The sequence below is a fragment of the Dictyobacter halimunensis genome (assembly GCF_036245075.1).
In genome coordinates this window covers 661,464-684,363 of record NZ_BSRI01000001.1, presented here as the reverse complement: position 1 = coordinate 684,363, position 22,900 = coordinate 661,464, and the positions used below count along the sequence as shown (strand labels likewise).

19 protein-coding genes and 1 pseudogene are annotated in these 22,900 nt (G+C 51.4%); 8 read left to right on the top strand and 12 right to left on the bottom strand.

The window, feature by feature from the left end:
• Positions 1–15 precede the first annotated feature (15 nt).
• From AABA21_RS02920 to AABA21_RS02910, 3 genes are all read right to left on the bottom strand, one after another.
• Positions 16–1,320 (bottom strand): bifunctional homocysteine S-methyltransferase/methylenetetrahydrofolate reductase, encoded by a 1,305-nt coding sequence (locus AABA21_RS02920; RefSeq protein WP_338247467.1) that lies wholly within the window; start codon positions 1,318–1,320, stop codon positions 16–18.
• Positions 1,232–1,921: a homocysteine S-methyltransferase family protein gene (locus tag AABA21_RS02915; RefSeq protein ID WP_338247466.1), complete on the bottom strand. Its 690-nt coding sequence runs from the start codon at positions 1,919–1,921 to the stop codon at positions 1,232–1,234. The genes AABA21_RS02920 and AABA21_RS02915 overlap by 89 nt, the downstream gene beginning before the upstream one ends.
• 301 nt (positions 1,922–2,222) lie before the next feature.
• The gene (locus AABA21_RS02910; protein WP_338247465.1) at positions 2,223–2,987 is read right to left on the bottom strand and encodes a 2-phosphosulfolactate phosphatase; all 765 of its coding nucleotides are present in this window, start codon (positions 2,985–2,987) and stop codon (positions 2,223–2,225) included.
• 439 nt (positions 2,988–3,426) lie between these two features.
• Here AABA21_RS02910 and AABA21_RS02905 point away from each other — a divergent pair, with 439 nt between their 5' ends.
• Positions 3,427–4,437 (top strand): ADP-ribosylglycohydrolase family protein, encoded by a 1,011-nt coding sequence (locus AABA21_RS02905; RefSeq protein ID WP_338247464.1) that lies wholly within the window; start codon positions 3,427–3,429, stop codon positions 4,435–4,437.
• A 73-nt stretch (positions 4,438–4,510) separates the two neighbouring features.
• Here the strand turns inward: AABA21_RS02905 and AABA21_RS39210 are convergent.
• Positions 4,511–4,714 (bottom strand): annotated as a pseudogene (locus AABA21_RS39210) (SDR family oxidoreductase); the annotation flags it as partial.
• A gap of 356 nt (positions 4,715–5,070) precedes the next feature.
• Positions 5,071–5,514, bottom strand: a complete 444-nt coding sequence (locus AABA21_RS02900; RefSeq protein WP_338247463.1) for a hypothetical protein — start codon at positions 5,512–5,514, stop codon at positions 5,071–5,073.
• Positions 5,515–5,861: 347 nt separating this feature from the next.
• Between AABA21_RS02900 and AABA21_RS02895 the strand changes: the two genes are divergently transcribed.
• The 3 genes from AABA21_RS02895 (at position 5,862) to AABA21_RS02885 (ending at position 9,863) form a co-directional block, all read left to right on the top strand.
• Positions 5,862–6,614 (top strand): histidine phosphatase family protein, encoded by a 753-nt coding sequence (locus tag AABA21_RS02895; protein ID WP_338247462.1) that lies wholly within the window; start codon positions 5,862–5,864, stop codon positions 6,612–6,614.
• Positions 6,615–6,888: 274 nt separating this feature from the next.
• A complete protein-coding gene (locus AABA21_RS02890) occupies positions 6,889–7,926 on the top strand; it encodes an NAD(P)-dependent alcohol dehydrogenase (protein ID WP_338247461.1) in 1,038 nt (345 codons plus the stop codon).
• A gap of 260 nt (positions 7,927–8,186) precedes the next feature.
• Positions 8,187–9,863, top strand: coding sequence for a CocE/NonD family hydrolase (locus AABA21_RS02885; RefSeq protein WP_338247460.1), 1,677 nt, complete (start codon positions 8,187–8,189; stop codon positions 9,861–9,863).
• 59 nt (positions 9,864–9,922) lie between these two features.
• Here AABA21_RS02885 and AABA21_RS02880 read toward each other — a convergent pair whose 3' ends face one another.
• From AABA21_RS02880 to AABA21_RS02870, 3 genes are all read right to left on the bottom strand, one after another.
• A complete protein-coding gene (locus AABA21_RS02880; RefSeq protein ID WP_338247459.1) occupies positions 9,923–11,107 on the bottom strand; it encodes an RNA-guided endonuclease TnpB family protein in 1,185 nt (394 codons plus the stop codon).
• 144 nt (positions 11,108–11,251) lie between these two features.
• On the bottom strand, positions 11,252–12,955 hold the full coding sequence (locus AABA21_RS02875) for a L,D-transpeptidase (protein WP_338247458.1): 1,704 nt from the start codon (positions 12,953–12,955) through the stop codon (positions 11,252–11,254).
• Positions 12,956–13,158: 203 nt separating this feature from the next.
• Positions 13,159–13,896 carry an SMI1/KNR4 family protein gene (locus AABA21_RS02870; RefSeq protein WP_338247457.1) on the bottom strand — a complete coding sequence of 246 codons (738 nt, stop codon included), beginning with the start codon at positions 13,894–13,896 and terminating at the stop codon, positions 13,159–13,161.
• 386 nt (positions 13,897–14,282) lie between these two features.
• On the opposite strand from AABA21_RS02870, the gene AABA21_RS02865 reads away from it, so the two are divergent.
• Positions 14,283–14,492, top strand: a complete 210-nt coding sequence (locus tag AABA21_RS02865; protein WP_338247455.1) for a hypothetical protein — start codon at positions 14,283–14,285, stop codon at positions 14,490–14,492.
• Positions 14,493–14,710: 218 nt separating this feature from the next.
• On the opposite strand, the gene AABA21_RS02860 is transcribed toward AABA21_RS02865, so the two are convergent.
• Positions 14,711–15,211, bottom strand: a complete 501-nt coding sequence (locus AABA21_RS02860; RefSeq protein WP_338247454.1) for a hypothetical protein — start codon at positions 15,209–15,211, stop codon at positions 14,711–14,713.
• A gap of 227 nt (positions 15,212–15,438) precedes the next feature.
• Here AABA21_RS02860 and AABA21_RS02855 point away from each other — a divergent pair, with 227 nt between their 5' ends.
• The 3 genes from AABA21_RS02855 to AABA21_RS02845 all read left to right on the top strand — a co-directional run bounded on the left by AABA21_RS02855 (position 15,439) and on the right by AABA21_RS02845 (position 17,433).
• Positions 15,439–16,140 (top strand): zinc ribbon domain-containing protein, encoded by a 702-nt coding sequence (locus AABA21_RS02855; RefSeq protein ID WP_338247453.1) that lies wholly within the window; start codon positions 15,439–15,441, stop codon positions 16,138–16,140.
• A gap of 186 nt (positions 16,141–16,326) precedes the next feature.
• Positions 16,327–16,626, top strand: coding sequence for a hypothetical protein (locus AABA21_RS02850; RefSeq protein WP_338247452.1), 300 nt, complete (start codon positions 16,327–16,329; stop codon positions 16,624–16,626).
• Positions 16,627–16,869: 243 nt separating this feature from the next.
• On the top strand, positions 16,870–17,433 hold the full coding sequence (locus AABA21_RS02845) for a hypothetical protein (RefSeq protein WP_338247451.1): 564 nt from the start codon (positions 16,870–16,872) through the stop codon (positions 17,431–17,433).
• A gap of 60 nt (positions 17,434–17,493) precedes the next feature.
• Here the strand turns inward: AABA21_RS02845 and AABA21_RS02840 are convergent, their stop codons facing one another.
• The 3 genes from AABA21_RS02840 to fgd form a co-directional block, all read right to left on the bottom strand.
• Positions 17,494–18,570 (bottom strand): diacylglycerol/lipid kinase family protein, encoded by a 1,077-nt coding sequence (locus tag AABA21_RS02840; RefSeq protein ID WP_338247450.1) that lies wholly within the window; start codon positions 18,568–18,570, stop codon positions 17,494–17,496.
• A gap of 201 nt (positions 18,571–18,771) precedes the next feature.
• Positions 18,772–21,153: a phosphoketolase family protein gene (locus AABA21_RS02835; RefSeq protein WP_338247449.1), complete on the bottom strand. Its 2,382-nt coding sequence runs from the start codon at positions 21,151–21,153 to the stop codon at positions 18,772–18,774.
• 263 nt (positions 21,154–21,416) lie between these two features.
• Entirely contained in the window at positions 21,417–22,430 is a 1,014-nt protein-coding gene (gene fgd / locus AABA21_RS02830) for a glucose-6-phosphate dehydrogenase (coenzyme-F420) (protein WP_338247448.1), read from the bottom strand.
• Positions 22,431–22,900 lie beyond the last annotated feature (470 nt).

The window sequence follows — 22,900 nt, the reverse complement described above, 5'->3', positions numbered from 1 at the left end:
CTCACCGCTATTTTACTATTGTTTCCTGGTCTGCTGGCGCAGGTAGGGGATGAGTTCGCTCACTAATTCAAAACGGTCCAGCGGCATGATATAAGCACCCTGAACCAGGGGACCTAGCTTATCGAACAACTCTTTGATAATCTCTATTCCTACGGCCCCACCGGCATCTCCGGCCTGACGCAAGCGATGGCGCACCTCTTCTGGAATAACGATGCCGGGCACCTCATTGTGGAACTTTTCAGCCTGTTGATACGAATGCAAAGGCTGCAAGCCGACCAGCAGCGGAATCGGAATCTCGCCGTACTGATCTTTGTACCTGTTGATGAAGTGCAAGAAGGCACCTGCGTCAAAGACGGGCTGCGTCATAATATATTGCGCCCCACTGGCTATCTTGCGTTGCAGGCGCTCAAGTTCTAGATCCAGGTCGGTGGCGGCCGGATTGGCGGCGCAGCCAATAAAGAAGGATGAAGAGGCGGCCAGCTTGCGCCGATTGCCATCGAGCCCCTTGTTTAAGTTGTTCAATATCGATATGAGTCCGATGCTATCGACATCCCAGATACCGGTAGAGTTGGGGAAGTCACCATGGCTGGGGGGATCGCCGGTGACGGCCAGGATATTGCGAATGTCGGTGGCGTGGGCGCCGATCACATCGCTCTGTACCGCCATCAGGTTGCGATCGCGCGGCGTGAAGTGGACAATGGTCTCGATGCCCACATTTTGCTGAATCAGGCGGGCGGCCGCCACATTGTTCATCCTGACGCGCGCCATGGCATTGTCGGTAATGTTGATGGTATCGGCCCCGTTCTCGCAGATAAAGGTGGCGTTCTGCAGAAAGCGCGTGAATTTTACGCTTCTGGGCGGGCTCATCTCGACGCTGATGACGAAGCGTCCTTCCTGCAGGCGCGCGGCTAGTTGGGTAGTTGGTTGCTCTTCCTGACCCTGAGATGCGTTTTCCTGCATGCGTTCGCGCAGGGCCTCTAGTGTAGCGGTGGACGATTGGGTATCGTCCTCAGGCTCGATCGTTGGGGCCAGTTCATTTAAGACTTCATGCATGGCGGCGATATGCCTGGGCGTCGTGCCGCAGCAGCCTCCAATCATGCGTACACCAATACCCAGGAAGCGTCGTGTATACTCGGCGAAATACTCAGGTGTGGCCACGTAGATAAAACGATTTCCCACTCGCCTGGGCAGCCCCGCGTTTGGCTGTACCGCCACAAAGAAATCATCCGTGCTATAGCCGCACATGCTTTTGGCCACGTCGAACATGCTGGCGGGACCCAGGGCGCAGTTGACGCCAAAGACGTTGGCGCCCAAGGTCACGCAAGGTGGTGGCCACCGTGTGCGCGTCTTCACCGCTGATGATCGTGCCATCTTCACCAAACGTCATCAACGCCACCACCGGTAGATCGGTCACACTGCGCACTGCCATCAAGGCTTCGCGCATCTCAGCCAGGTCCGACATCGTCTCGATGATAAGCAGGTCCACGCCGCTTTGCAGCAGGGCTTCGGTCTGCTCAACGAAGGCTGCGCGTGCGTCGGCCGGTTGGATGGTGCCAATGGGTGCCAGGGGGCTACCCAGGGGGCCAATATCTCCGGCCAGAAAAATGGGCTGCTCGCTCAATTCGCGTACTTCGCGTGCTACTTTCGCACCTGCCCGATTGATCTCGACGACCTGGTTCTCCAGACCGTGTTCCGCGAGCCGATAACGATTAGCACCAAAGGTATTTGTTTCGATGATCTGGGCGCCGGCGGCCACATAATCCAGGTGAATAGATTTAATGAGCTCTGGATCGGTAATATTTAGATGTTCAAAACACCGCTCATACGAAATACCGCGCGCGTAGAGCTCTGTTCCCATTCCGCCATCGCATAATAGTGGACCATTGCGTAATCGTTCTAGAAATGGATTGTGTCTTTGCATGGTTGATCTGACGCTTTCTTAGCAATGGAACAAATGCTGATATCCCAACGTCTGGTTGATTCTTACTATCAAAATAATCTCAAAAGGTAAATAAGCAGGTTACTGCAATTGCGTTTTATTGAAAGCAGTATATCATATGTTTGGTCAAAAACACGCCTCGGCGTGGTGAACTTCAGCCAGCCAGCTCTCATGTAGCTGATCATTAATGGCCTGTCTGTTCTGTTGCGGAACCTACACACTGTACATCGTTGTAGCCGGGTTCTGCTATGTGTAGAGACCGTGATGCCTGCCTATGGGCCACTTAAATTTCAATAAGCTGGGATGCTGGGTGGACAAGCTGCAGGAGCCCTGTGGCGTTCTCTATGCCAGTAACCATGGGTACGCAGACACTCTTGTTCCTGACGAGGCAATATTCCAGGTCTTTCTGCTGGCCGGTGGCGATGAGATCGAGGGAAGATTGCGCTTTTTCGTGTAGGATTGTAGGAGGGTAGCTCTCATATAGGGTAATCGCGCCATGGGTACTGTCGTGAATCTGTATGTCAGGTTCCTGACGTAGGATCTCCTGCGCCAGGTAGCCGGCACAGGCGGCATCCTCCAGCGCGAAATAGCCGTACTCGGCGGCGCACAGGATCGCGATATTGCTCTGGTGTTCGTGCGCCAGTTCGATTGCTTTAGCTGTTACGGCGGTCCCATTATAAAAACAACCCGCCAGGCGGGTACTTTTCTCGGGACAGGCAAAGAGGGCGCGGGTGCCATTGCTGGTAGTGAGCACCAGTTCGCGATTGTTGAGATCCATCGTGGCGAACTGGGCGGGCGAGTTCCCGCAGTCGAATCCGGGTGGTGTCTGTGTATGGCGTTCACCGCATAAGATGCGTCCGGGCACTTTGCGGCCCGCTTCCAATGCTTGCTCGAGGGTTTGGGCCGCAAGTACCTGCCTGGCACCTTGCTCAAACATCACGGTCATAGTTGTTGTGGCACGCATAACGTCGATGACGATATAGATATCTTCTTCGGGTGGTTCAATAAAGGTCAGTTCGGCTGGATTAAAGTAAATTCTGAGCTGCAAACAGGTTCTCCTCATATATTTTTCACACTACATAGGCGAGCCACTCAAAGATGGGTCAACCTCTATCCCTACTATACACGATTCTTATCAGATTGCCATTACAGATTTTAAGAATAAAACTCTGGCGAGTTATGTATATTGTGACCACTGAGCGTGGTGCATTTTTAGTTTTAGGGGAATAAAGCGCCCCCGCACGGGCGTCCGCATGCACGGCCGCCTTGTTTTTTAGTGTTGGCACAACGCAGTCAGGGGGTGCATTCGCACCCCCTGACTGCGTTGTGCCAACACTAAAAAATGAATTGAGCGCCGTAGGCGCGTCATGTTGAGAAGCGGAAGCTTCAAATTATGGTATAGTAAAGCTGTTCTATCATCTTTGATATATTTTAAAATTTAAGAGAGTTGTACATATATGCAAAATACTAGCGATAGAAGTCGCCGTATGAAGCTTGCGTCAGGGTGCCTGTTTGGGGCCGCTTATGGAGATGCTCTGGGCGCGGATACCGAATTCCTTTCTGTGAATGCGATCCTTCGACGTTATCCTCCCGCTGGACCTCGCGAGCTAACATCGGATACGCCGGTGCGCGTGACCGACGATACCCAGATGACGCTGGCGGTGGGAGAAGCTTTGCTAGCGGCCGCGCGGCCTTATACGGCTAAGACGTTGGAAGATCCTTTGCGCGATGCTTTTGTTGCCTGGAATGAAAGCCCCGACAACAATCGTGCTCCTGGCATGACCTGCAGGCAGGCTTGTGACTATCTGGCCTGCGGTCTGCCGTGGTATAAGGCTACCATTAGCGGATCTAAGGGGTGCGGGGCCAACATGCGTGTGGCACCGGTCGGGTTGCTGACCACTGCCAATAGTGGTGTGACGGCCAGTGAGCGCGCCGCCATCGCACAATTTCAGGCGGCGCTAACCCATGGCCATCCCACAGGGCTGGCTGCTGCTGACCTCACGGCCTGGGTGGTTGCCGAGCTGGCCGCTGGCGCTGATCCGTCTACTTTACCCGAGCGCCTGATCGAGTATGCCCATAGTCAGCGTTCCGTATATCATGCCGACTGGCTGGGTCCACTCTGGCGCCGCTCGGCGACACAGTCTCCAGAGAATTTTATCGAGAGCGGTTGGGATGAATGCCTGATTGTTCTGGAGCGCTTGCGCCTGGCAATGCAGCATCCGGACCGCGAAAGTGATCCCTGCCAGATTACCGGGGCCGGTTGGATCGCTGAAGAGGCTCTGACGACAGGCCTATACTGTTTTCTGGTATACCCTGAAGATCCTGTTTCAGCTATTCAGCGTGCCGCTGTCAGCTCTGGTGACTCCGACTCGATTGCCTGTCTGACCGGTGCATTTGTTGGCGCTTACCTGGGCATGTCTGCCTGGCCAGCGGATTGGCAGCAGCGTATTGAATATCGCGAACGATTGACCCGATTGGGGAATGCCTGGGATAGCTAGCGGCTGTTGTTCCGGGCCCTTTTTATGCGATAGGCGGCTTTCCCAGGTTTGGGAAAGCCGCCTATCGCATATTTCACATCCCCCCACGTGAATGAATGACCCGCCCGGTAATCCAACTGGCGTTGGGGCTGGTCAAAAAGGAGATTAGCCGGGCGGCATCTTCTGGCTGACCGACTCGCCCCTGTGGTGAGATTTTGTTGAGTTACTGCTTGATCTCTTCAGTTATCCAACCGGTTTCAGTGGGGCCTGGATCGATGGCGTTGACGGTAATACGCTTAGGAGCCAGAGCTGCCGCCATTTTTTACTTATCGCTTTCTTAAGTATTTTTTACGCTAAAAATAATTTTATACTTTAAAATAATAGTTACTGTTTGTTCTATATATTTAAGGGCTCAATTTCTTTATTTTATTATAATGGGTTGGGAGAGGAAATAATGGTTTGTTGCATCAAACCATTATTCATCTAATGCACCTCTTACAGATTATCAGGTATGAAAGGAAGTGCTTATGAGAGATCGTAAGGTGCTTATGCTGAAATGTGGCGTGGGCCTTCTGGCACTGGCATTTGCTTTGTCATTTGCTATGCTGGGCAGTAACTCTACCCATGCTGCGTCCATGGCTTCAAATTGCCCATCTAGCCATATGATTCAGGTTGCCCATGATATGAGCAATTGTAGGCTTCAGAAAGCTGCTCCGCCAAACTATTACCCCAATCCCGACCCCTGGCCATACAATTGGTGTAGGGGATTGTACGAGCCGGGCTGGTGGTACAGCCCATATGGATGGGTCTGGTGTGATGAATATCATATCCCCGGTTGGTGGGACTGGTATCACCATCACTGGCTGCCTCCGTTCTATAATCACCATCATTATCCAGAAGGTCCTGGTGGCCCAGGCGGTCATAACCCACCACCGGGTGGCCCAGGCGGTTATAACCCACCACCGGGTGGCCCAGGCGGTCATAACCCACCACCTGGCGGCCCAGGCGATCATAACCCACCACCGGGCGGCCCAGGTGGAATGGGTGGGCCAGGTGGAATAGGTGGCCCGGGTGATCATGATTGACCTGGTTGTACATTAAGAGTGTCTTATGGTCAGGTGTTTACCGTGTAACTCTTGCTTTCGCTTTGTAGTGAAAACTGGCCTCTGACCGCGACTCTTAAGGATATTGTGTCTGATGTTTCGTTCCCTCTCCACCTGCAGGGTTTCTATGTAGCGGCGCGCTACCCAATGGAACTGTGGGTGATACGGAACATCACACCACAACAGCGGTTGCCCGCACTTCCTTGTTAGGGAAGTGCGGGCAACCGCTGTTGTGGTGTGATGCTGGCTGTTAAGCGTGCTTTATGCTGGTTGCAACGCTCACTATGACCATGATTATCCTGCAGCCAATCGAGATCATGGGTTATAGTAGAAGAGTGAAGTATGTTTATTTATGTATTGCTGTTGATTGGAGAATCTATGACGACCAACCTGTATTTAATTCGCCATGGTGAAGCGCTATCTGCTATCCAGGGCACAATTGGGAACAGTGATCTATCTCCTCTGGGTATTGTTCAGGCTGAGCATCTGCGTGATCGGCTGGCCGCTACCCATGAAATCAAGGCTGACGTCTTCATTTGTAGCACGCTGCATCGAGCACGCCAGACGGCCCAGATTATTGCGCCCGCGCTGGACGCTCCTCTGCTGGTAGATGAAGAGATTGAGGAGATGCGCGCCGGTGGTACAGATGGCATGCCCGCTGAAGAATATCAACGCATATATGGACCGATCGATTTTCGGAAGGCACCCTTGAAGCAGCCCGCGCCGGGTGGAGAGAGCTGGGGCGAATTTCAATTGCGCGCCGCTACCGCCCTGGAACGTATTGTACATACATATGAGGATAAGACAATTGTGCTGGTATGCCATGGTGGTATTATTGACGGCTCATTTATCTATTTTTTTCGGTTGAGCTCATTAGCGGTGCCACAGGCTGGTTTTAGAACGCGCAATACTTCAATTACCCACTGGCAAAAGCGCGGACCTGATCGACGCTGGCGGCTGATTCGCTATAATGATGCGTTGCACCTGCATGATATCGGTACATCTACACGTATTCCCTGGGATCAGCTACGCGCTCTTCCCGCCTCTGACGCGGAGCGCCCTACTGATCCAGTACCTACCGAAGAACATCAATAAATATATATTTTGTGTATTTATTTGTAGCTTTGTATGCTGCTCTCCCATATTCTACATCTTCCAGATCTATGCGTTGGATTCTAGCCTGAGCTAGAACTTCAGCTTGCTTGCAAACGATACATTGGGAGGGATACGTGGGCCAGGTGTTATAATGGCCTGTATTGTATACCAACTACGGCTGATGGATTAGAAATTGTATGCATAGGGGAGAAGCATTGTAGGCGCCGAACTATGGAAGCAACAGTTGATCCGTTACAATAAAGAAAGGTTTGCTATGGTTGCTCTTGTTTTAGAGAAGGCTCAGGAGTTGTCACTACGCGACGTTGACCTGCAGACAACGCTGGGTCCACATGACGTGCGTATCGCTATTCACACAGTAGGTATTTGCGGTAGTGATGTGCACTATTATGAGCATGGCGCCATTGGGCCGTTTGTTGTGCGCGCGCCAATGGTGCTCGGGCATGAAGCGTCTGGCACGATCATTGAATGCGGCAGCGGGGTTACGCATCTAAAAGAAGGCGATCGCGTCTGCATGGAGCCAGGTATCCCAGATCCCAATAGCAAGGCCAGCCGGCTCGGCATCTACAATCTGGACCCGGCTGTACGTTTCTGGGCAACTCCTCCCGTTCATGGTTGCTTGACTCCATATGTCGTGCATCCAGCTGCTTTCACGTTTAAATTACCGGATAATGTGAGCTTCGCTGAAGGTGCCATGGTTGAGCCGCTGGCGGTAGGTATGCACGCGGCAACCAAAGCCAGAATCAAGCCTGGAGACCTGGCAGTGGTGATGGGGGCGGGTCCAATTGGGATGGTCACAGCCCTGGCCGCGCTGGCTGGTGGCTGTAGCCAGGTTGTGATGACGGATGTGGTGCAGGAGAAACTGGAAATGGCCCGCACGCTCGGACCAATCGTACCGGTGAACGTAGCGCAGCAGAGTGTAACTGAAGTGGTGCAGCAGCTAAGCGATGGCTGGGGAGCGGATATCGTGTTTGAGGCCAGCGGCAATGCCCGTTCGGCCGCCAGTGTTTTTGAACCGCTTTGCCCGGCCGGACGCGTTGTCTTTATTGGTATGCCGGGCGCTCCCGTGCCGCTTGATATTGTAGCAGCCCAGGCGAAAGAGGCCAGCATAGAGACCGTTTTTCGCTATGCCCACGTCTATCCACGTGCTCTGGCGCTGCTTGGAAGCGGCAAGATCGATGTGAAGCCGTTAATCACGGATACATTTGCTTTCCAGGAAAGCATTGAGGCATTCAAGTATGCGACGCATATGAAACCTACCTCGGTCAAAGTGCAGATTGTATTGCCCTCCTGACACTCTCATACCGTGAGAGTGTCAGACTCGCGTCATACCGGGCCCCAGTATAGGCGGCCGCATGTGCGGCCGCCCTGGTTTTCATATTGGTACATGGGGTGCGCATTCGCGCACCCCATGTACCAATATGAAATTGACCCCTGAGCACCGCAGGTGCTCCATCACATTTACGACTTTCGCGCACCTGCTGCATCAACGCTAAAACAGTGTGGGAACGGTTGCGTTCCCCGGTATAGTAATTGTGTAGGGAGAGTTTTTTGATGACTACTGTATATCCTCGGGAACTACAGATCCAGTTTGATAAACGTGTGCCTATGCGTGATGGGATTACCCTGTCGGCTGACATCTATATGCCTGTCGGGACAGCGCAGCAGATTGGTCAGCGGCCGGTTATTTTGTCGCGCACGCCGTATATGAAGGCCGAGGTGAGTCTGGAGACAGCCAAGTATTTTGTTCGCAACGGGTATATTTTTGTAGCGATGGATGTTCGTGGTCGTGGCGACTCTGATGGTGAGTTTGTGCCTTATTTTAATGAGGGACGTGATGGCTATGACTCAGTCGAGTGGTGTGCCAGCCAGCCCTGGTCGGATGGCAATGTTGGCACTATCGGGGCCTCATATGGTGGCCGCATCCAGTGGTTGACGGCGATTGAGCGTCCACCGCATCTCAAAGCCATGGTGGTGCTGGTTCCCCCCTCTGATCCCTTTGTGGAAACCCCTACCGGAACCCCGAGTCCCATGCATCTGTGCTGGCTGCACCTGGTCAGTGGTCGTGCCCTCCAGTCGATGGAACGGGTGGAATGGGAGCAGGTCTATCAGCATCTGCCGCTGCTTACTATGGATGAGAGTGTTGGCCGTAGCATACCCGCCTGGCGTACGGAGATGCAGCATACACAGCTCGATGACTACTGGGAGCCATTATGCTATCAACAGAAGTTTGATCGTGTTGATGTGCCCGCCTTGCACATTTCTGGCTGGTATGATGACGAGCAGGTTGGCACCCCCTTAAATTATATTGGCATGACCAGGCAAGGCGCTACCGCTGAAGCGCGTGCCAATCAGCGCTTGTTGATGGGTCCCTGGGGCCACAACGTCAATGCCGAGTCCAGAATTGGTGATGTCGATTTTGGTCCACAGTCGATTATCGATCTGCGTGCGGAACAGCTGCGCTGGTATGACCATTATTTGAAGGGACAGCCCGCGACATGGGTGTCACCGGTGCGTATCTTTGTGATGGGAAACAACGAGTGGCGTGACGAGCAGGAGTGGCCCCTGGCACATACACAGTGGACGCCTTATTATCTACATAGCCAGGGACGCGCTAACAGCCGTTTCGGCGATGGTGCTCTCTCTTCCTCCAGGCCAGAGACCGAACCCGTAGATACCTACCTCTACGATCCCACGAATGCGGTGCCCTTTATCACCGAGGCAACCTCCTCTCAGATCGGCGGGCCAGATGACTATGCCTCTTTGCAGCGTCGGGATGATATGCTGGTGTATGCCAGCGAGCCGCTGCAAGAAGATGTAGAGGTGACCGGGCCAATCAAGGTTGATCTCTATGCCTCCTCGTCCGCTCCGGATACTGATTTTATGGCCATGCTGATCGACGTGTGGCCCAATGGTTTCCGTCAGCGTCTCTGCGATGGTATGGTGCGCGCCCGCTTCCGCAATGGCATGGATAAGCCTGAACTGATCAAGCCTGGAGAAATTTATCACTACTCGATTGATTGCTGGAACGTATCCCAGGTGTTCAAGGCTGGTCATCGTATCTGTGTGCAGATAACTTCCAGCGCCTTTCCCAAATATGATCGCAATCAGAATACCGGGGCCTCCTTGGGGATGACCAGTGAACTGGCTGTAGCTGAGCAGCGCATCTACCATGATGATGAGCATCCATCAGCTGTTGTCTTGCCGATTATCCCATCAGCTCAGTCCTGAGCATCTCTATCTGTTCAATTGACATCCTCCCCACGGCTCAAGCCGGGGGATTCCCACAATCACTTGCGGGGTTTCCTGCTTCGTTGAGTCTTGCCGGGGTTGGTTTTCACCGCCCCCGGTCTGACGGACTCTCCACAGGCATTGAGGACCGTGAGCCCCACGGACCTTATATTCTTTGCTGCATTGATATCTCTGTCATGATGGACGCCGCATTCCGGACACGTCCACTGGCGTACATCGAGCGTGAGAGATGCGAAGATATATCCACAGTCGAAGCAACGCTTACTGGAGGGATACCACTTGTCGATTTTGACCAGGTTTCGACCGTACCAGTCTGCTTTGTATTCCAACAGGGACACAAATTGACTCCACCCCACATCAGAGATAGCTTTGCTGAGAGAACGATTCTTGACCATGTTCTTGACCTGAAGGCTCTCCACGCAGATCGTTTGGTTTTCACGGATCAGCCGTGTGGACAGCTTGTGCAGAAAGTCAGAACGTCGATCACCGATCCGGGCGTGTATTCTGGCGACTTTGCGTCTCGCCTTCTCCCGATTCTTGGACCCTTTTTTCTTTTTCGCGTGTCGGCGTTGCGCCTTTGCCAGTTTTGTTTCGTCCTTGTGGAAGAATTTGGGGTTGCCAACGATTTCTCCATCAGAGAGGACGACGAACGACTTCAAGCCCAGATCGGCACCGATAGCGGTTTCACAGGGGGTCAGGTGCGCGATACTCTCTTCTAGCAGCAAACTGACGAAATAGCGGTCACTGGCGTCTTTACTGATGGTAACACTGGATGGAAGAGCTCCTTCAGGCAAGGGACGTGACCACACAAGAGCCAGCGGCTCTTGCATCTTTGCCAGTGTTAGGGTGCCATTGCGGAACGTAAAGGCGCTCGACGTGTACGTAGCAGACTGTTTCTTTCGCTTCTTTTTGAACGTTGGGTACTTCCCACGACCCTCAAAGAAAGTGATGAATGCTTTGTCCAGATGGCGCAATGCCTGTTGGACGGGAACACTGGACACCTCATTTAACCAGCGATAGTCATCCTGCTTTTTCAGGTCCGTCAACATTGAGGAAAGGTCTTTGTAGTACAGGCGCGTGTGCTCTTTGTAGAAGGCGTCCGTTTTGAGGCGCAAAGCCCAATTGTAGGTAAAGCGTACACAGCCAAACGTCCGAGCAAGGATCTGTTTTTGCTCGTCGGTTGGATAGCATCTGAATTTATAGGCGCGTTTCTGCGTACTCATACTTTACATTATAATTTATACTGTGTAAAAAGTCAACAGTGTCATAGGTGCTCACGTCCCCCACGATGACGAGAGTAAGACATATATAAAAGGGAGAGAAACCCGGATGGGCTTCTCTCCCTTTTATATATGCTGCGTTAGCGACTAATAGACGATTGATGTCACCGTGTCGGTCCCGTTGGGATCGGTTGGAGTGGTGAATTTCCACAGCCAGGCCGCCTCGTCCAGCGACATGTTAATACAACCGTGGGTTCCATCATTAAATGCTGCTGGAGCATAATGCGGGAATTGTTTGCCTGGACCATAATCGTCATCGGCTCTCCACCAGCTATCATGATAGTAGTATTCACCGGTATGATACATCATAGCGTAATTGATTTTTGTATCTGGATAGTAGAAAGGCGAATTCTTATTCTGGTCAAAGGCCTTAAAGGTGGCTGGTGATTGTCGATTGGTGATCGTTGTTACTCCCGGAGGGGATGGTTTATCCGGCATGCCAGAAACCACCAGCATAGAGTGAACGAGCTTGCCATCTTGATAGACGCGCAAGGCACCGTTATTGAGCGATGTAACAACCACTTTGCCTTTGGTCGCGTTGAACTCCTGCATCAACTTCAGGTCGCTCTGATGAGGAACGTTATACGGCGTTGAATCAACGGCATCCGTCTTCATGCCCTCAAAAAGGGTGCGCTGATCTTTAGCTGAATCGATGATGGCCTGGAAATCGTCGGTGGTCACTGCGGTCGTGAGTTCGGAATTGAGATCGTATACGGTACCATTCCAGTAATCATAAGCCGTATCGTAGGTCTGGCCGTTGAAGCTATCGTGGTACTGGTGTGAGTGGCCCCAGTTCTTGGCATCGGTCATGAGCTGATTGACATCGTAGGTTGCCTGTAACTGGAGCAAGGGTACCCGAATGTCGGCCATGTGTTGATTCAAGTCGGTCGTAAACTTGACAAAGTTTCCGCTATCCAACAGCGCCTTGTCACTATTGTACTGTTGCTGGTACTGGTCCGCATTGCCACCGTAGCTTTTCACCTTATCGATGGAAGCCTGGAACTGCCCCAGCTTGAATTGCCCCACATAAGGAACAGCCTGGGTTGAGATAGTATTGGCGGTCTGCGTCTGCGCGTTCAGGTCTTTAATGATCTTACGGAAATCATCGGGCGTTGTCGCCTGGCGGAATTGCTGGACATCGTCTGCTTCTTGCTGGTCTAATGCGGTTGTATCCAGATTAGAGCTCTTCAGGGTCTTGATGAGCGTCTGGAATGAACCCAGTTGATCATTGGCGGTGCCGAGTAATTTCAGGGCTTCAGTGGCCTGCTGTGACTTCTGGCTCACCTGGATATACTGTTTTGGTTCTTGCGCCCGGTTCATTTCGTTTTGAACCTGGGTAAGCGTATTGGTAAAGTTCTGAGCCTCTACGAACCCTTGTGTCTGTCGCTGCGACAGAATTGAGGAGAAAGCTTTCAGGTCAACAGAGGCCTGGTGGCCAGATTGCTGTGTAGCTTGATACTCGAGTCCTCGTACCTGTACCGTTAACAGTTGATAATTTTTGGCGAGATTTGAATAATAATCAGTGGCAGGTTGATTGGAAAACAATGTAACCGGTTCATTAGTGCTGCTGACTTTATGTTCCTGATTCAAAATAGGACTGAGAAGAGTGTCTGGTACCCCGACGCTCTGGGCGTGGGCTATCGCTTTATCAAGCGCTGCTTTATCCGTTGACGCGCTATTTTGCACCTGTGGATTACCACAGGCACTCAGCATCATTAGAAGAAGTATGGTGACACTCATCAGCGACAGTACTTTATATGAACGCTGTCGGCTGGTATGGTAATCAACCATTGTGAGATGTGCCTCCTGGACATACATTTAAAAGCATAAAATAGACTTTGGCCATAAAGATAGGTTTATATATCTCTCTGTATTTATTATAATCGATTACAGTGACGAAAAGTTGCACTGCTAGGACTAAAATTTTAAACAAAATACAAATGAGTTGTATTTCACATCTCTGAAGCAATCGGTTTCATAGATGGAAACGCGGCTTATAGCATCTCTCCCCAGAAAGGAATAGCTTTATATTCCGGGCGCTTTTTTTTACTGATCTGCCTGCTTTCCGCGTTGATAGTCTGCAGCTCCTGGTCGGTCAGTTCCAGTAGTTCCACAAAATTTTTACAAAAGAAATAGTAGAGATCAGGAGCATAGATAATCATACTGGAATGATGCCATGTCAGAATGGGGTTTCCCGCGATCCCGGGTTCGGCCAGCAAGAAATGATGGCCATAGATTGGGATCAATTTAGGTGCGCGTGCGATCAAGGCTTCTATCTGTTGCTTCAAGCCATATCTGGTAATGGGTTTGCGGCCCCAACCGGGTTTCCAGACATTATTTTGCAGTACCTCATAGGTGACATCATCAACCAGTTGCTGATAGGCATTTTTTATGCCATCGCCCTCCCGTTGCCAGTCTGGTAAAAAAGACGACTCGCAAGGGACAATTTTGCGCGTATCGCCATCGTAGGTCGCGATAATAATAGGTCTATCGAGGCAATGCAAAATTTTCAGGAATAGGCGGTAATCGGGCGGAAAGTGAAGGGACCACTGCTTCTCAATCGAGTTGATCTCCTCATCGCTTAATCCCAACCATTTTGTGCCTTTTTGCCAGATGCAATTCATGCGATCTTGTGCCAGAAACTGTTCAAAGGTCAGTGGTTGGTAGTCACGCCATCTGGCTTCGGTGCGATCCCGAATCTGGGTGAGGAAGAACTCATCAAAGTGTGGCATACATATTAACCTCTACTAGCTTATATTGGGCTGTTGCTGCGTATACAAGCCTAATATGTGTAGCCTTTCTTGTCAACAGCAATGTTCTGGCTTCAGTGGATTGGCGATATGAAAGTGGCATCGTAGTTGCTCCCCTTATAATCAACATGTAAACAGGCAATGATTTGTTCTTATTTTCTCTTTCCAACCACTATTTTGCACAAGAAGTGATGTATTTTACAAAAAGCATGTGAAGTAGCTCACTAATCTTTATGATTAAATCAAGTATACTGATCGACATGGAGACGAATGCCGGTCGCGGTTGGTTTGATAGCAAGTAATTAAAGACTGAGATATCGGCATTTGCCTGTAACTCGAGCAGGCAATACAGGAAGGAAAAAATCTACATGAAACTTTTAAACCTTTTTCACAAGAGCCAGCAAGCCGTTTCGATTGCACATGCTCCAGAAATGGACCTGGAGGAGCAGGTATTAGCCGGGGTGAATGGCGGTGGACATAACTGTTATCATCCTCATCGTGATTGCGATGATCACCGCCGTCATGAGGATTGCCACTATCGCCGTCACAATGATTGCCATCGCCCCCACTGCCACTAGTGGTTAGCCTGACTCGTGAAGGTTGGCACCCTACATGCTTTCATGAAGAAGGAAGATGATAATGGTTGTACCGTTATCGCGCCCATGTTTTTCGTCTTTGTGAGATGTTCCTCGGGCTGATGAGGGTGAGATTCTTTTACCCTCATGTACCCTCATGTTTTCTGATTGACACAAAAATTGTGTCGCCCACAATTTTTGTGTCAATGTCATCACCACTGTTAATGCCATGTGCTGTATGTTTGTGGTGGGAGCACCTGGGGATAGTGTGCCTGAGGTTGCTCATCGTAGGAGTAGTAGGATGATAGATACTGATAATGCAGAGACGCGCTTCCCTCTTCCGCTGGTTTTTTATCCGGGGAGTTATCATATTGCTCATCAGAAATATCCTGTTTTGAGCTTGACCGCTTTCGTGATGGGTGAGAGATATTGGTGATCCTCGCTAATGCTGGCAAAAGCTTGTAGAGAGCCAGCCCCGGTAGGATCCAGAACCATTGGTGTGAAAGGCATAATAGAGCCAGCAGCAAGGTGCCGCAACTATATTTTAAATGCTTGCGATGGTCTTTAGGATGCGATAGCACCATCGCTTTCAAGAGCAATATGCCCGCTAATGATAATAAGCCCAGGGGCACTCCTCGCGTGTAGAGATAAGAAAGATGAAGGCAATGGTCAGGATGACTACTTCGAGTAAGGTCATTAATAATATGCGGCGCTTGCAGCATGGTGCATCTCCTTAGGCAGGTAATGTTTCTGACTCTTTTAGCATACCTGGCTTGTTGTTATGGCACATTTGAGGTTGTCTTTCTTTTAAATCCACTCCTTTCTATAAATCGTTTCGACTTCTGTACAGTTAACCCTGATGGGTTAATGTTTTTAGATCCCCTCACTTATAGCGTCTTATTAAACACATCTTTTAAAAATCATAGATAGAATTGAGGATATGTAATAGATGAGTACACGTTTTTATCAGGCTGCCAATCTTAATGTTGATCGTATGGTGAGAGATTTTGAATCCATCTTTATGTCTCAAGGTTATCAGGTGCAGCATTTTTCCAATCAGGGACAGATGGTGGTGCAGTTGCGCAAAGGCGGCGATTTTGAGGCTATCCTGGGTATGCAGGCCGCGCTGACGGTTATTTTGCGCGGGGTGCCAGAAGGTGTGGTGGCGTTGGTGGGAGAGCACCGTTGGGAGGACAAGGCGGCAGCTGGCCTACTGGGCATGATCTTTTTCTGGCCTCTGCTGTTTACCACAGGGGCCGGTGTATTACGCCAGGCAGGTCTGGAGGAACAGCTCTTTGAGGCCCTGGATATGGTTGCTCTACAGCAGCGGCCCGATGTCCAGATGGGGTCTGTGCCCTCACATGTAGAGGCGCAAATGCAACAGCAGCAAGGGCCTACATCGGGTGGTCCGTCTTCCTGGACTGCTACGTCCAGAGATGCCTCTTCACAGCCTACGCAAGGAGCTACCACTAGTTCTCAGGTCCAGCTCAAATGTAGCAATTGCCAGAGACTAAATGATGCCGACGACTTCTATTGTTCCTGGTGTGGTACGGCATTGAAGACGCCTAAAGCCTATTGCCCACGCTGTAAGGCTGAATTAAAGCCGGGCGCGGCCTTTTGCGCGAAATGTGGAACCTCTATCAATAAATAAAATAGTCCGGGTTTGCAGAACAGGCACAAAAATGCGAAACTATTCTTTATCGGTGGCGCATAATCAGGCACTTTTATCGATAAGCGCACTATATGCATTTGATCTAGCGGGCAATACATCGTTTTCTATAGCGTCGGGTATCAGTGTCAATCAAGATGTACCCCGGTTTGGAAGGAACAGTGTTTTATGGATAATTGGATTTTGTTGCTCGGTGGTTTTCTCGTCCTGCTGGTGATTATTGTGCTCATCAATGTAGTCTACAGAATTTTTGGTGGAGGCCGGAGCAAAGGGCATAAACGAGGGTATAGCTATCGCGAGAACAATAAGGGGCGTGACAGAGACCGGGACTATGATAGAGACCGAGATCGAGATGATGAGAGATTTCATAGCCGTGGACGAGAGCGCGAGCATGAGCGGGACCGCGAGCATGAAGGCACTCACCGTCACGCAGGTGAGCAATCTCATCGGGAGCATTCGCGCAGGTAGTGGCTGTACCTTTATCCGCTATAGTGATATTGCATGGGGGTGAAGATGGATAAATCTATTTTCCTCCCCTTTCCTCCCTATAAATGTTTTCTATGCTTAGATGTGCAAGGACTTTTATCCTAATCATAACCACTTTCCGCACTTTTTCTTGAGCTAATCCATGTAGATACGTATAATGAAATCCATCATATGCTAATACTTTACACAGTGGCGTGGTTTTGTTGTCAGTGAGGGGAGGAAACTGTGGATATTTTTATGCGCCTGTGCCAGGCTGGTGATGTTGCGGACCAGGAAACGATGTATTTACCCGTTTCAACTCAGCGTGTTGACGTGGAGCCAGATACCCTGCTAGAGGTTACCGCGGCTCCCTTTATTCCTACCAATAGGACCCCGAGTGAGGTGTGCGTTACTCCTCTGATCTCATCGACTCCTCCTCTACGCGAAGCGCCTGAAAGCGTGCAGAAGACAGCGCAGGACGTCTGTTCGTCTCCTACTATCATAGGCGCGCTCGACGATACGCACCATCTCTATACTCTGCAGGCGTCCCGCCCAACGCCATCGCTGCTGGATACGCTGGGCGCTATCGAAGAGCTATGCAAGCTTTTTTTGCGGCAAAGAGGTTCCCCTCCGGTAGAGATCTCCTTACACTGGCAGGTCTGTTTAGAACTGCTGGCCTATGGGCACTGTAGTTTCTATCTGACCCTACCCGATGAAACGGCGAGAGGCAATCATTGTGCTGTTGTATGCATTCCGTTTGCTGCTGGTTTGACCGGCGATGAACATATGATTATGGTTAGAGGCGGGTAAGCCAGCGTAAGTTGGATATGCTTTTAGCCGGTTATTGCCTGACTGCAAGTTGTCGGTGGCTCAAGGCGCGATGACATTGAGGCACTCGTCGGCGACACGGGCATGCATGGGAGTCTGACCACGGATCTCCCCATCTAAAGTTGCTTCGGCCTGTTTGCCACGGCAATGGATGGTGATACCCTGCGCCTGCACATGATGAATACCCGGGATATTGGTACGCTCGGCGGAAACCAGTTCTGGAAACTGTTTATACCAGCCAGCATACTCAGGTTTTTGTGCCGTTGAACGCCTGAAGAAGCGCAGCACTTTATATACGAGCTGTTCCATGCGGTTATCCTCAATGATAACGATATCCAGTAGTCGATCATGCAGGTTGACGCCTGGCACCGTGGCCTGTAAGGCTCCCCAGAATACCGGCGAATTGACAATGGTGACCTGGGCCACCTTGCTATGAATCTGAACCTTATTGGAGAGAATTCTGGGTGTTCCCACCGGTTTGCCGTCGTGATCATGATCGTAGATAGCCAGCCCCTCAAAGTCCAGATCCACCTCGATTGGCGTATAGCCCTGCAGCGCTTTGGCTACCGCTGCCGCATACGTCATGTTGCCGAACTTTTTGCGCAGCTGCTTATCGGTGGCAAACTGCGCGAATTTGACGTTAATGCCGATGGTCAGGGCGTGCGCGAAGTAGCTGTGGGCGTTGGCTGGGACGATGGTTTTGTGCTCGTTAGAAATAGAGTGCGGCTCCTGTTCGGCGGGCTGGGCTACGCCAATGTCAATGTTGATAACCTTGCCGCGCATAATTGTAGCTGCTGCCTGTTTGATATCCATCGAGAGGCCCAGGGTACGCGCCACATCGTTAGCGGTCCCCAATGGTAAGATGCCCAGTGGTAAGTCGCTGGACACAATGTGCGATGTTACGCCACCTACCAGTCCATCCCCACCAGCGGCGATGACCAGTTGGATGCCCTGTTCTTGCCAGAGTGGTCCCTGTGGGGGCAGTCCATCGAGTGCGTGAATTGGCAGGACATCGACAATTTCCATTCCCGCTTCACGTAACCAGTCAGTGATCTCAACCAGTTTGTTGGATCGGCCAGAGCTGGGACTATGAATCATGATAGCTTTTTGTGCTTGCATTGGTCTCCTTCTACTTGTTTTTCAAGTTGCCGTTGGTCTGTTTATCACTCAAACGTATGAGTGCTCAGCCTATCAAATAGGCGGACATAAAAAATAGAGGAAGGCACCGTCTGATCAGACAACGCCTTCCTCTTCTGAAGAAAGGAGGAGCAATGGACTGCGACGCCATTGTCGCGGCCGCGCTCATATCTATTTAGCAGTTTAATCGCTCCAGACCCAATCGCGTACTTCCGGCATATCCTGGAGATTCTGCTGCACATAGGATGCATGTCTGACCAGCATGTCTTCACACTCGGCAATCAGTTCGGGGGCCAGGTTCTTGATCCGCGATGCTCGCTTGAGTGCCTCGATACAGAGATGATACCGGCTCATGCCATTTTTTACAACCATATCGAATGGTGTGGTGGTGGTTCCCTCTTCAAGGAAGCCGCGAACATGGAAGCGATGCGCATTGCTTCGTCCATGAACAATCTCGTGAATAGCCCGTTGATAGCCATGGAAGGCGAAGACGACTGGTTTATCTTCCGTGAAATGGTCGATAAATGTCCTTTCATCCAGGCCATGGGGATGGAAGAAGGCTGGATACAGAGCCATCAGGTCAACGACATTGACGACGCGAACCTTGAGTTCAGGGATATGCTTGCGCAGCCACCAGGCTGCCGCCACGGTCTCCAGAGTGGCGATATCGCCCGCGCAGCCCAGTACCACGTCGGGTTCAAGGTCTCCATCGTTACTGGCCCATTTCCAGGTGGATAAACCACGGTCGCAGTGCTCTATGGCCTCTTCCATGGTCATATACTGCAGCTGTGGCTGCTTATCGATGACGATCAGATTCACATGATTTTTGCTGCGGAAGCAGCGATCCGAGATCGCTATTAAGTTGTTGGCATCGGGCGGCAGGTAGATACGCGCGATCGAGCCTTTCTTCGATAGCACGGTATCGATCAAGCCAGGGCCTTGATGGCTAAAGCCGTTGTGGTCATTGCGCCAGCAGGTCGAGGTCAGCAGGATATTCAGCGACGATATGGGTTCGCGCCAGGGCAGTTTAATACCCTCCTGCATCCACTTCGCATGCTGTACAGTCATTGAGTCCGAGACCATCGCGAACGCCTCGTAGGTGGCGAATAGACCGTGGCGCCCGGTGAGCAGATAACCCTCCAGCCATCCCTGACAGAGATGCTCGCTCAGGACCTCCATTACGCGACCATCAGGGGAGAGATGATCATCTCCCGGGAGGATCTTGTTGACAGAACAGCGATTCTCGACCTCAAACACGTTGCCCAGGCGGTTAGAATTGGTCTCATCGGGACAGAAGAGGCGGAAGTTTTTCTGCTCTGCGTTGCGCGTAAAAATGTCGCGCATGAACTTGCCCAACTGCCGTGTTGATTCTTGGTGTTCGGTCGCTGGCTGCTGAACGTCTATGGCATAGTCTTTGAAATCTGGTAGATTCAGTTCAACCAGTAGTTTTCCACCGTTGGCATGCGGATTGGCGCCCATGCGGCGGTGCCCACGTGGTGCCAGTTCGGCCAGTTCAGGTATCAGACGCCCTGTTTCATCAAAGAGCTCTTCGGGTTTATAGCTGTGCATCCAATCTTCCAAAATCTTCAGATGCTCCGGCCGATTTTTGACATCCGCGACAGGTACCTGGTGGGCGCGAAAGGTGCCTTCGACCGGTACACTATCCACAAACTTTGGACCTGTCCAGCCCTTGGGCGTGCGCAGAATAATGGCTGGCCATTGTGGACGGTGTGAAAATCCGTGTTGCCGAGCCTCTTGCTGGTATGTGCGAATCTTCGCGTAGCAGGTATCGAGCGTTTCCGCGAATTGTTGATGGACCGTGTACGGATCGCTGCCCTCCACTAAGAAAGGTTCATAGCCATGGGCTGCGAGTAAGTGGCTGACCTCTTCGTTCTCTTCGCGTCCCAGCACGGTTGGACCTGAAATCTTATAGCCGTTGAGATGTAAGATGGGGAGTACCGCGCCATCGCGGGTGGGATTGAGGAATTTGACGCCCTTCCAGGCGCCCTCTAGCGGACCGGTCTCTGCCTCACCGTCTCCTACGACGGCGATAGCCAGGAGATCGGGATTATCAAAGACGGCACCGAAGGCATGTGAGAGGACGTAACCCAGTTCTCCACCTTCATGGATCGATCCTGGTGTAGGTACGCTCACATGACTTGGTACGCCACCGGGCGACGAGAACTGGCGGAACAGGCGACGCATCCCCTCGCTATCCTCCGAAATCTGGGGATAGATCTCAGAGTACGTGCCCTCCAGGTACACATTGGCGATGAGTGCCGGTCCGCCATGACCGGGGCCCGCCAGATAGATCGCGTTGACACCTTGCTCTTTGATCAATCTGTTCGCATGGACATATATAAGATTGAGCCCTGGCGAGGTTCCCCAGTGGCCTAGCAGACGGGGCTTGATATGCTCGGGGCGCAGTGGCTCACGCAGGAGCGGATTATCCTGTAAATATATCTGTCCAATGGTCAGGTAGTTGCTTGCGTTCCAGTAGCGATGCATGCGGTCAAGTAATCCCGGCTCGAGATAAGACTTGACGCTTGTCAACTGCTTTGCCATGGTATTTTTTCCTTCCACATAGATAAGCTGCTGTATATCTACTATTTCTCGTTGATGCTCTTTGTTTCATCAATAAAATACCTTTTTCACATCACAGTGATATCACCACCATCCACAGCAACATCACATTCCTCTCACAAGCAATGCTACCGACCAGTAGAGAAAGAGCCAGGATGCCATAGTGATAGATATGAAAGCGGTGGTTGAGGTGCGCCAGAGCGCACCTCAACCACCGCTTTCATATCTATACACAGAAAACTAAATTATCCCCAGCGTTCCCGCAGACGCGGCATAATATCTTTGGCGTAGAGCTTCATGAAGCGGGACTGGTCATCGCCGGGATAGTGGAAGACCAGGTGGGTAAAGCCCAGTTCAATATAAGGGCGGATCTGCTCGATGTGCTCCTCGGGATCGGACGAGACGAGCCAGCGGCGATGGGCCTGATCTGCTACCCCTTCGGCGCGCCGCTCCATTTCGCGGGCGTCGTGGATCTGAACTTTGTCCTCGGCTGGCAGGGCCAGCGCGGCCCAGATGCGTGTATCGGCCATTGCGTGGTCACGATTCTCATCAAAGGCGACCTTCACCTCGATGGTGCGCTCCACATCGTCTGGATTCTTGTTGGCGGCCTTCGCACCTTCTTCCACAGCGGGCAACAGTTTATCGCGATAAAGCTCCTCACCTTTGCCAGATGTGCAGATAAAGCCATCCCCCGCGCGGCCGGCGAATTTTGCAGCGACGGGGCCACCAGCGCTGATATAGATGGGCACAGGCTGCTCTGGCTTATCATAAATGGTCGCGTTCTGAGTCTTATAGTATTTGCCCTCGAAGTTTACCAGGTCCTCACTCCAGAGCTGTTTGATCAGCGCGACCGCCTCGCGTAAGCGAGCCAGGCGCTCTTTGGCCTCTGGCCACTCAGCTCCAGTTACGGCCACCTCGTTCAGGGATTCACCTGAACCGACGCCAAGGATAACGCGACCAGGATTGAGGACGCCGAGTGTGCCAAAGGCCTGCGCGATCACGGCCGGTTCATAGCGAAAGGTTGGCGTCAGTACACTGGTGCCCAGTTCAATCTTCGAAGTACGTTCACCCACGGCACCCAGCCAGACAAGAGCCTGGGGCGCGTGTCCATTGGTATGGCGCCATGGCTGGAAATGGTCACTGACCCATACGCTATCGAAGCCGTTTTGCTCGGCCTCAACAGCAAAGTCAATCAACTGGCGTGGCCCAAACTGTTCCGCTGATGCTTTATATCCAAGTTTTAAGGGATGTTTGCCCATGCTATAAATCCTCTCTATCTTTCTGTGTCTTATGAGGAGTTTTATTGTCGCAATAAAGCTTCCTCTTGGGCTACGAAGAAATAGTTGTATAGCGTTTCAAAAATCCTGGTGTTTGCAGCATATCACCTGTAAAAAAATGTCTCAAATAGAGCCGGAAGCGTGTGCAAGTCACCGCTTGTTGCTGCCAGGTACCAGCGAATATTTATACACCAGGCGATATATCGGCATAGTTCCTGTTATTTACTGGTCATGTCATGCTAGAACGATGGATGAAACAGATTTATTCCCGCTTCGCTGCTGCGCTCGCTTCAGAAGTCGGTCGTTGAGGGATGGAATTTAGCGTGCTTTTTATACTGTAAGGAGGAGCGCAAGGGCATTCGAAAAGGATAGGGATAAATAGAGTGTGCTATCCCCTATTCTCATAGCTTTTGAGCTATTTATGCGTATCAGTGAGCTTATGAAAGAGGGAT

Coding starts and splice junctions, on each gene's coding strand:
- AABA21_RS02915 (WP_338247466.1), bottom strand. CDS start 1,921: ATGCAAAGACACAATCCATTTCTAGAACGATTACGCAATGGTCCACTA.
- AABA21_RS02905 (WP_338247464.1), top strand. CDS start 3,427: ATGAAGCTTGCGTCAGGGTGCCTGTTTGGGGCCGCTTATGGAGATGCT.
- AABA21_RS02900 (WP_338247463.1), bottom strand. CDS start 5,514: ATGTACAACCAGGTCAATCATGATCACCCGGGCCACCTATTCCACCTG.
- AABA21_RS02895 (WP_338247462.1), top strand. CDS start 5,862: ATGTTTATTTATGTATTGCTGTTGATTGGAGAATCTATGACGACCAAC.
- AABA21_RS02890 (WP_338247461.1), top strand. CDS start 6,889: ATGGTTGCTCTTGTTTTAGAGAAGGCTCAGGAGTTGTCACTACGCGAC.
- AABA21_RS02885 (WP_338247460.1), top strand. CDS start 8,187: ATGACTACTGTATATCCTCGGGAACTACAGATCCAGTTTGATAAACGT.
- AABA21_RS02880 (WP_338247459.1), bottom strand. CDS start 11,107: ATGAGTACGCAGAAACGCGCCTATAAATTCAGATGCTATCCAACCGAC.
- AABA21_RS02875 (WP_338247458.1), bottom strand. CDS start 12,955: ATGGTTGATTACCATACCAGCCGACAGCGTTCATATAAAGTACTGTCG.
- AABA21_RS02870 (WP_338247457.1), bottom strand. CDS start 13,896: ATGCCACACTTTGATGAGTTCTTCCTCACCCAGATTCGGGATCGCACC.
- AABA21_RS02865 (WP_338247455.1), top strand. CDS start 14,283: ATGAAACTTTTAAACCTTTTTCACAAGAGCCAGCAAGCCGTTTCGATT.
- AABA21_RS02860 (WP_338247454.1), bottom strand. CDS start 15,211: ATGCTGCAAGCGCCGCATATTATTAATGACCTTACTCGAAGTAGTCAT.
- AABA21_RS02855 (WP_338247453.1), top strand. CDS start 15,439: ATGAGTACACGTTTTTATCAGGCTGCCAATCTTAATGTTGATCGTATG.
- AABA21_RS02850 (WP_338247452.1), top strand. CDS start 16,327: ATGGATAATTGGATTTTGTTGCTCGGTGGTTTTCTCGTCCTGCTGGTG.
- AABA21_RS02840 (WP_338247450.1), bottom strand. CDS start 18,570: ATGCAAGCACAAAAAGCTATCATGATTCATAGTCCCAGCTCTGGCCGA.
- AABA21_RS02835 (WP_338247449.1), bottom strand. CDS start 21,153: ATGGCAAAGCAGTTGACAAGCGTCAAGTCTTATCTCGAGCCGGGATTA.
- fgd (WP_338247448.1), bottom strand. CDS start 22,430: ATGGGCAAACATCCCTTAAAACTTGGATATAAAGCATCAGCGGAACAG.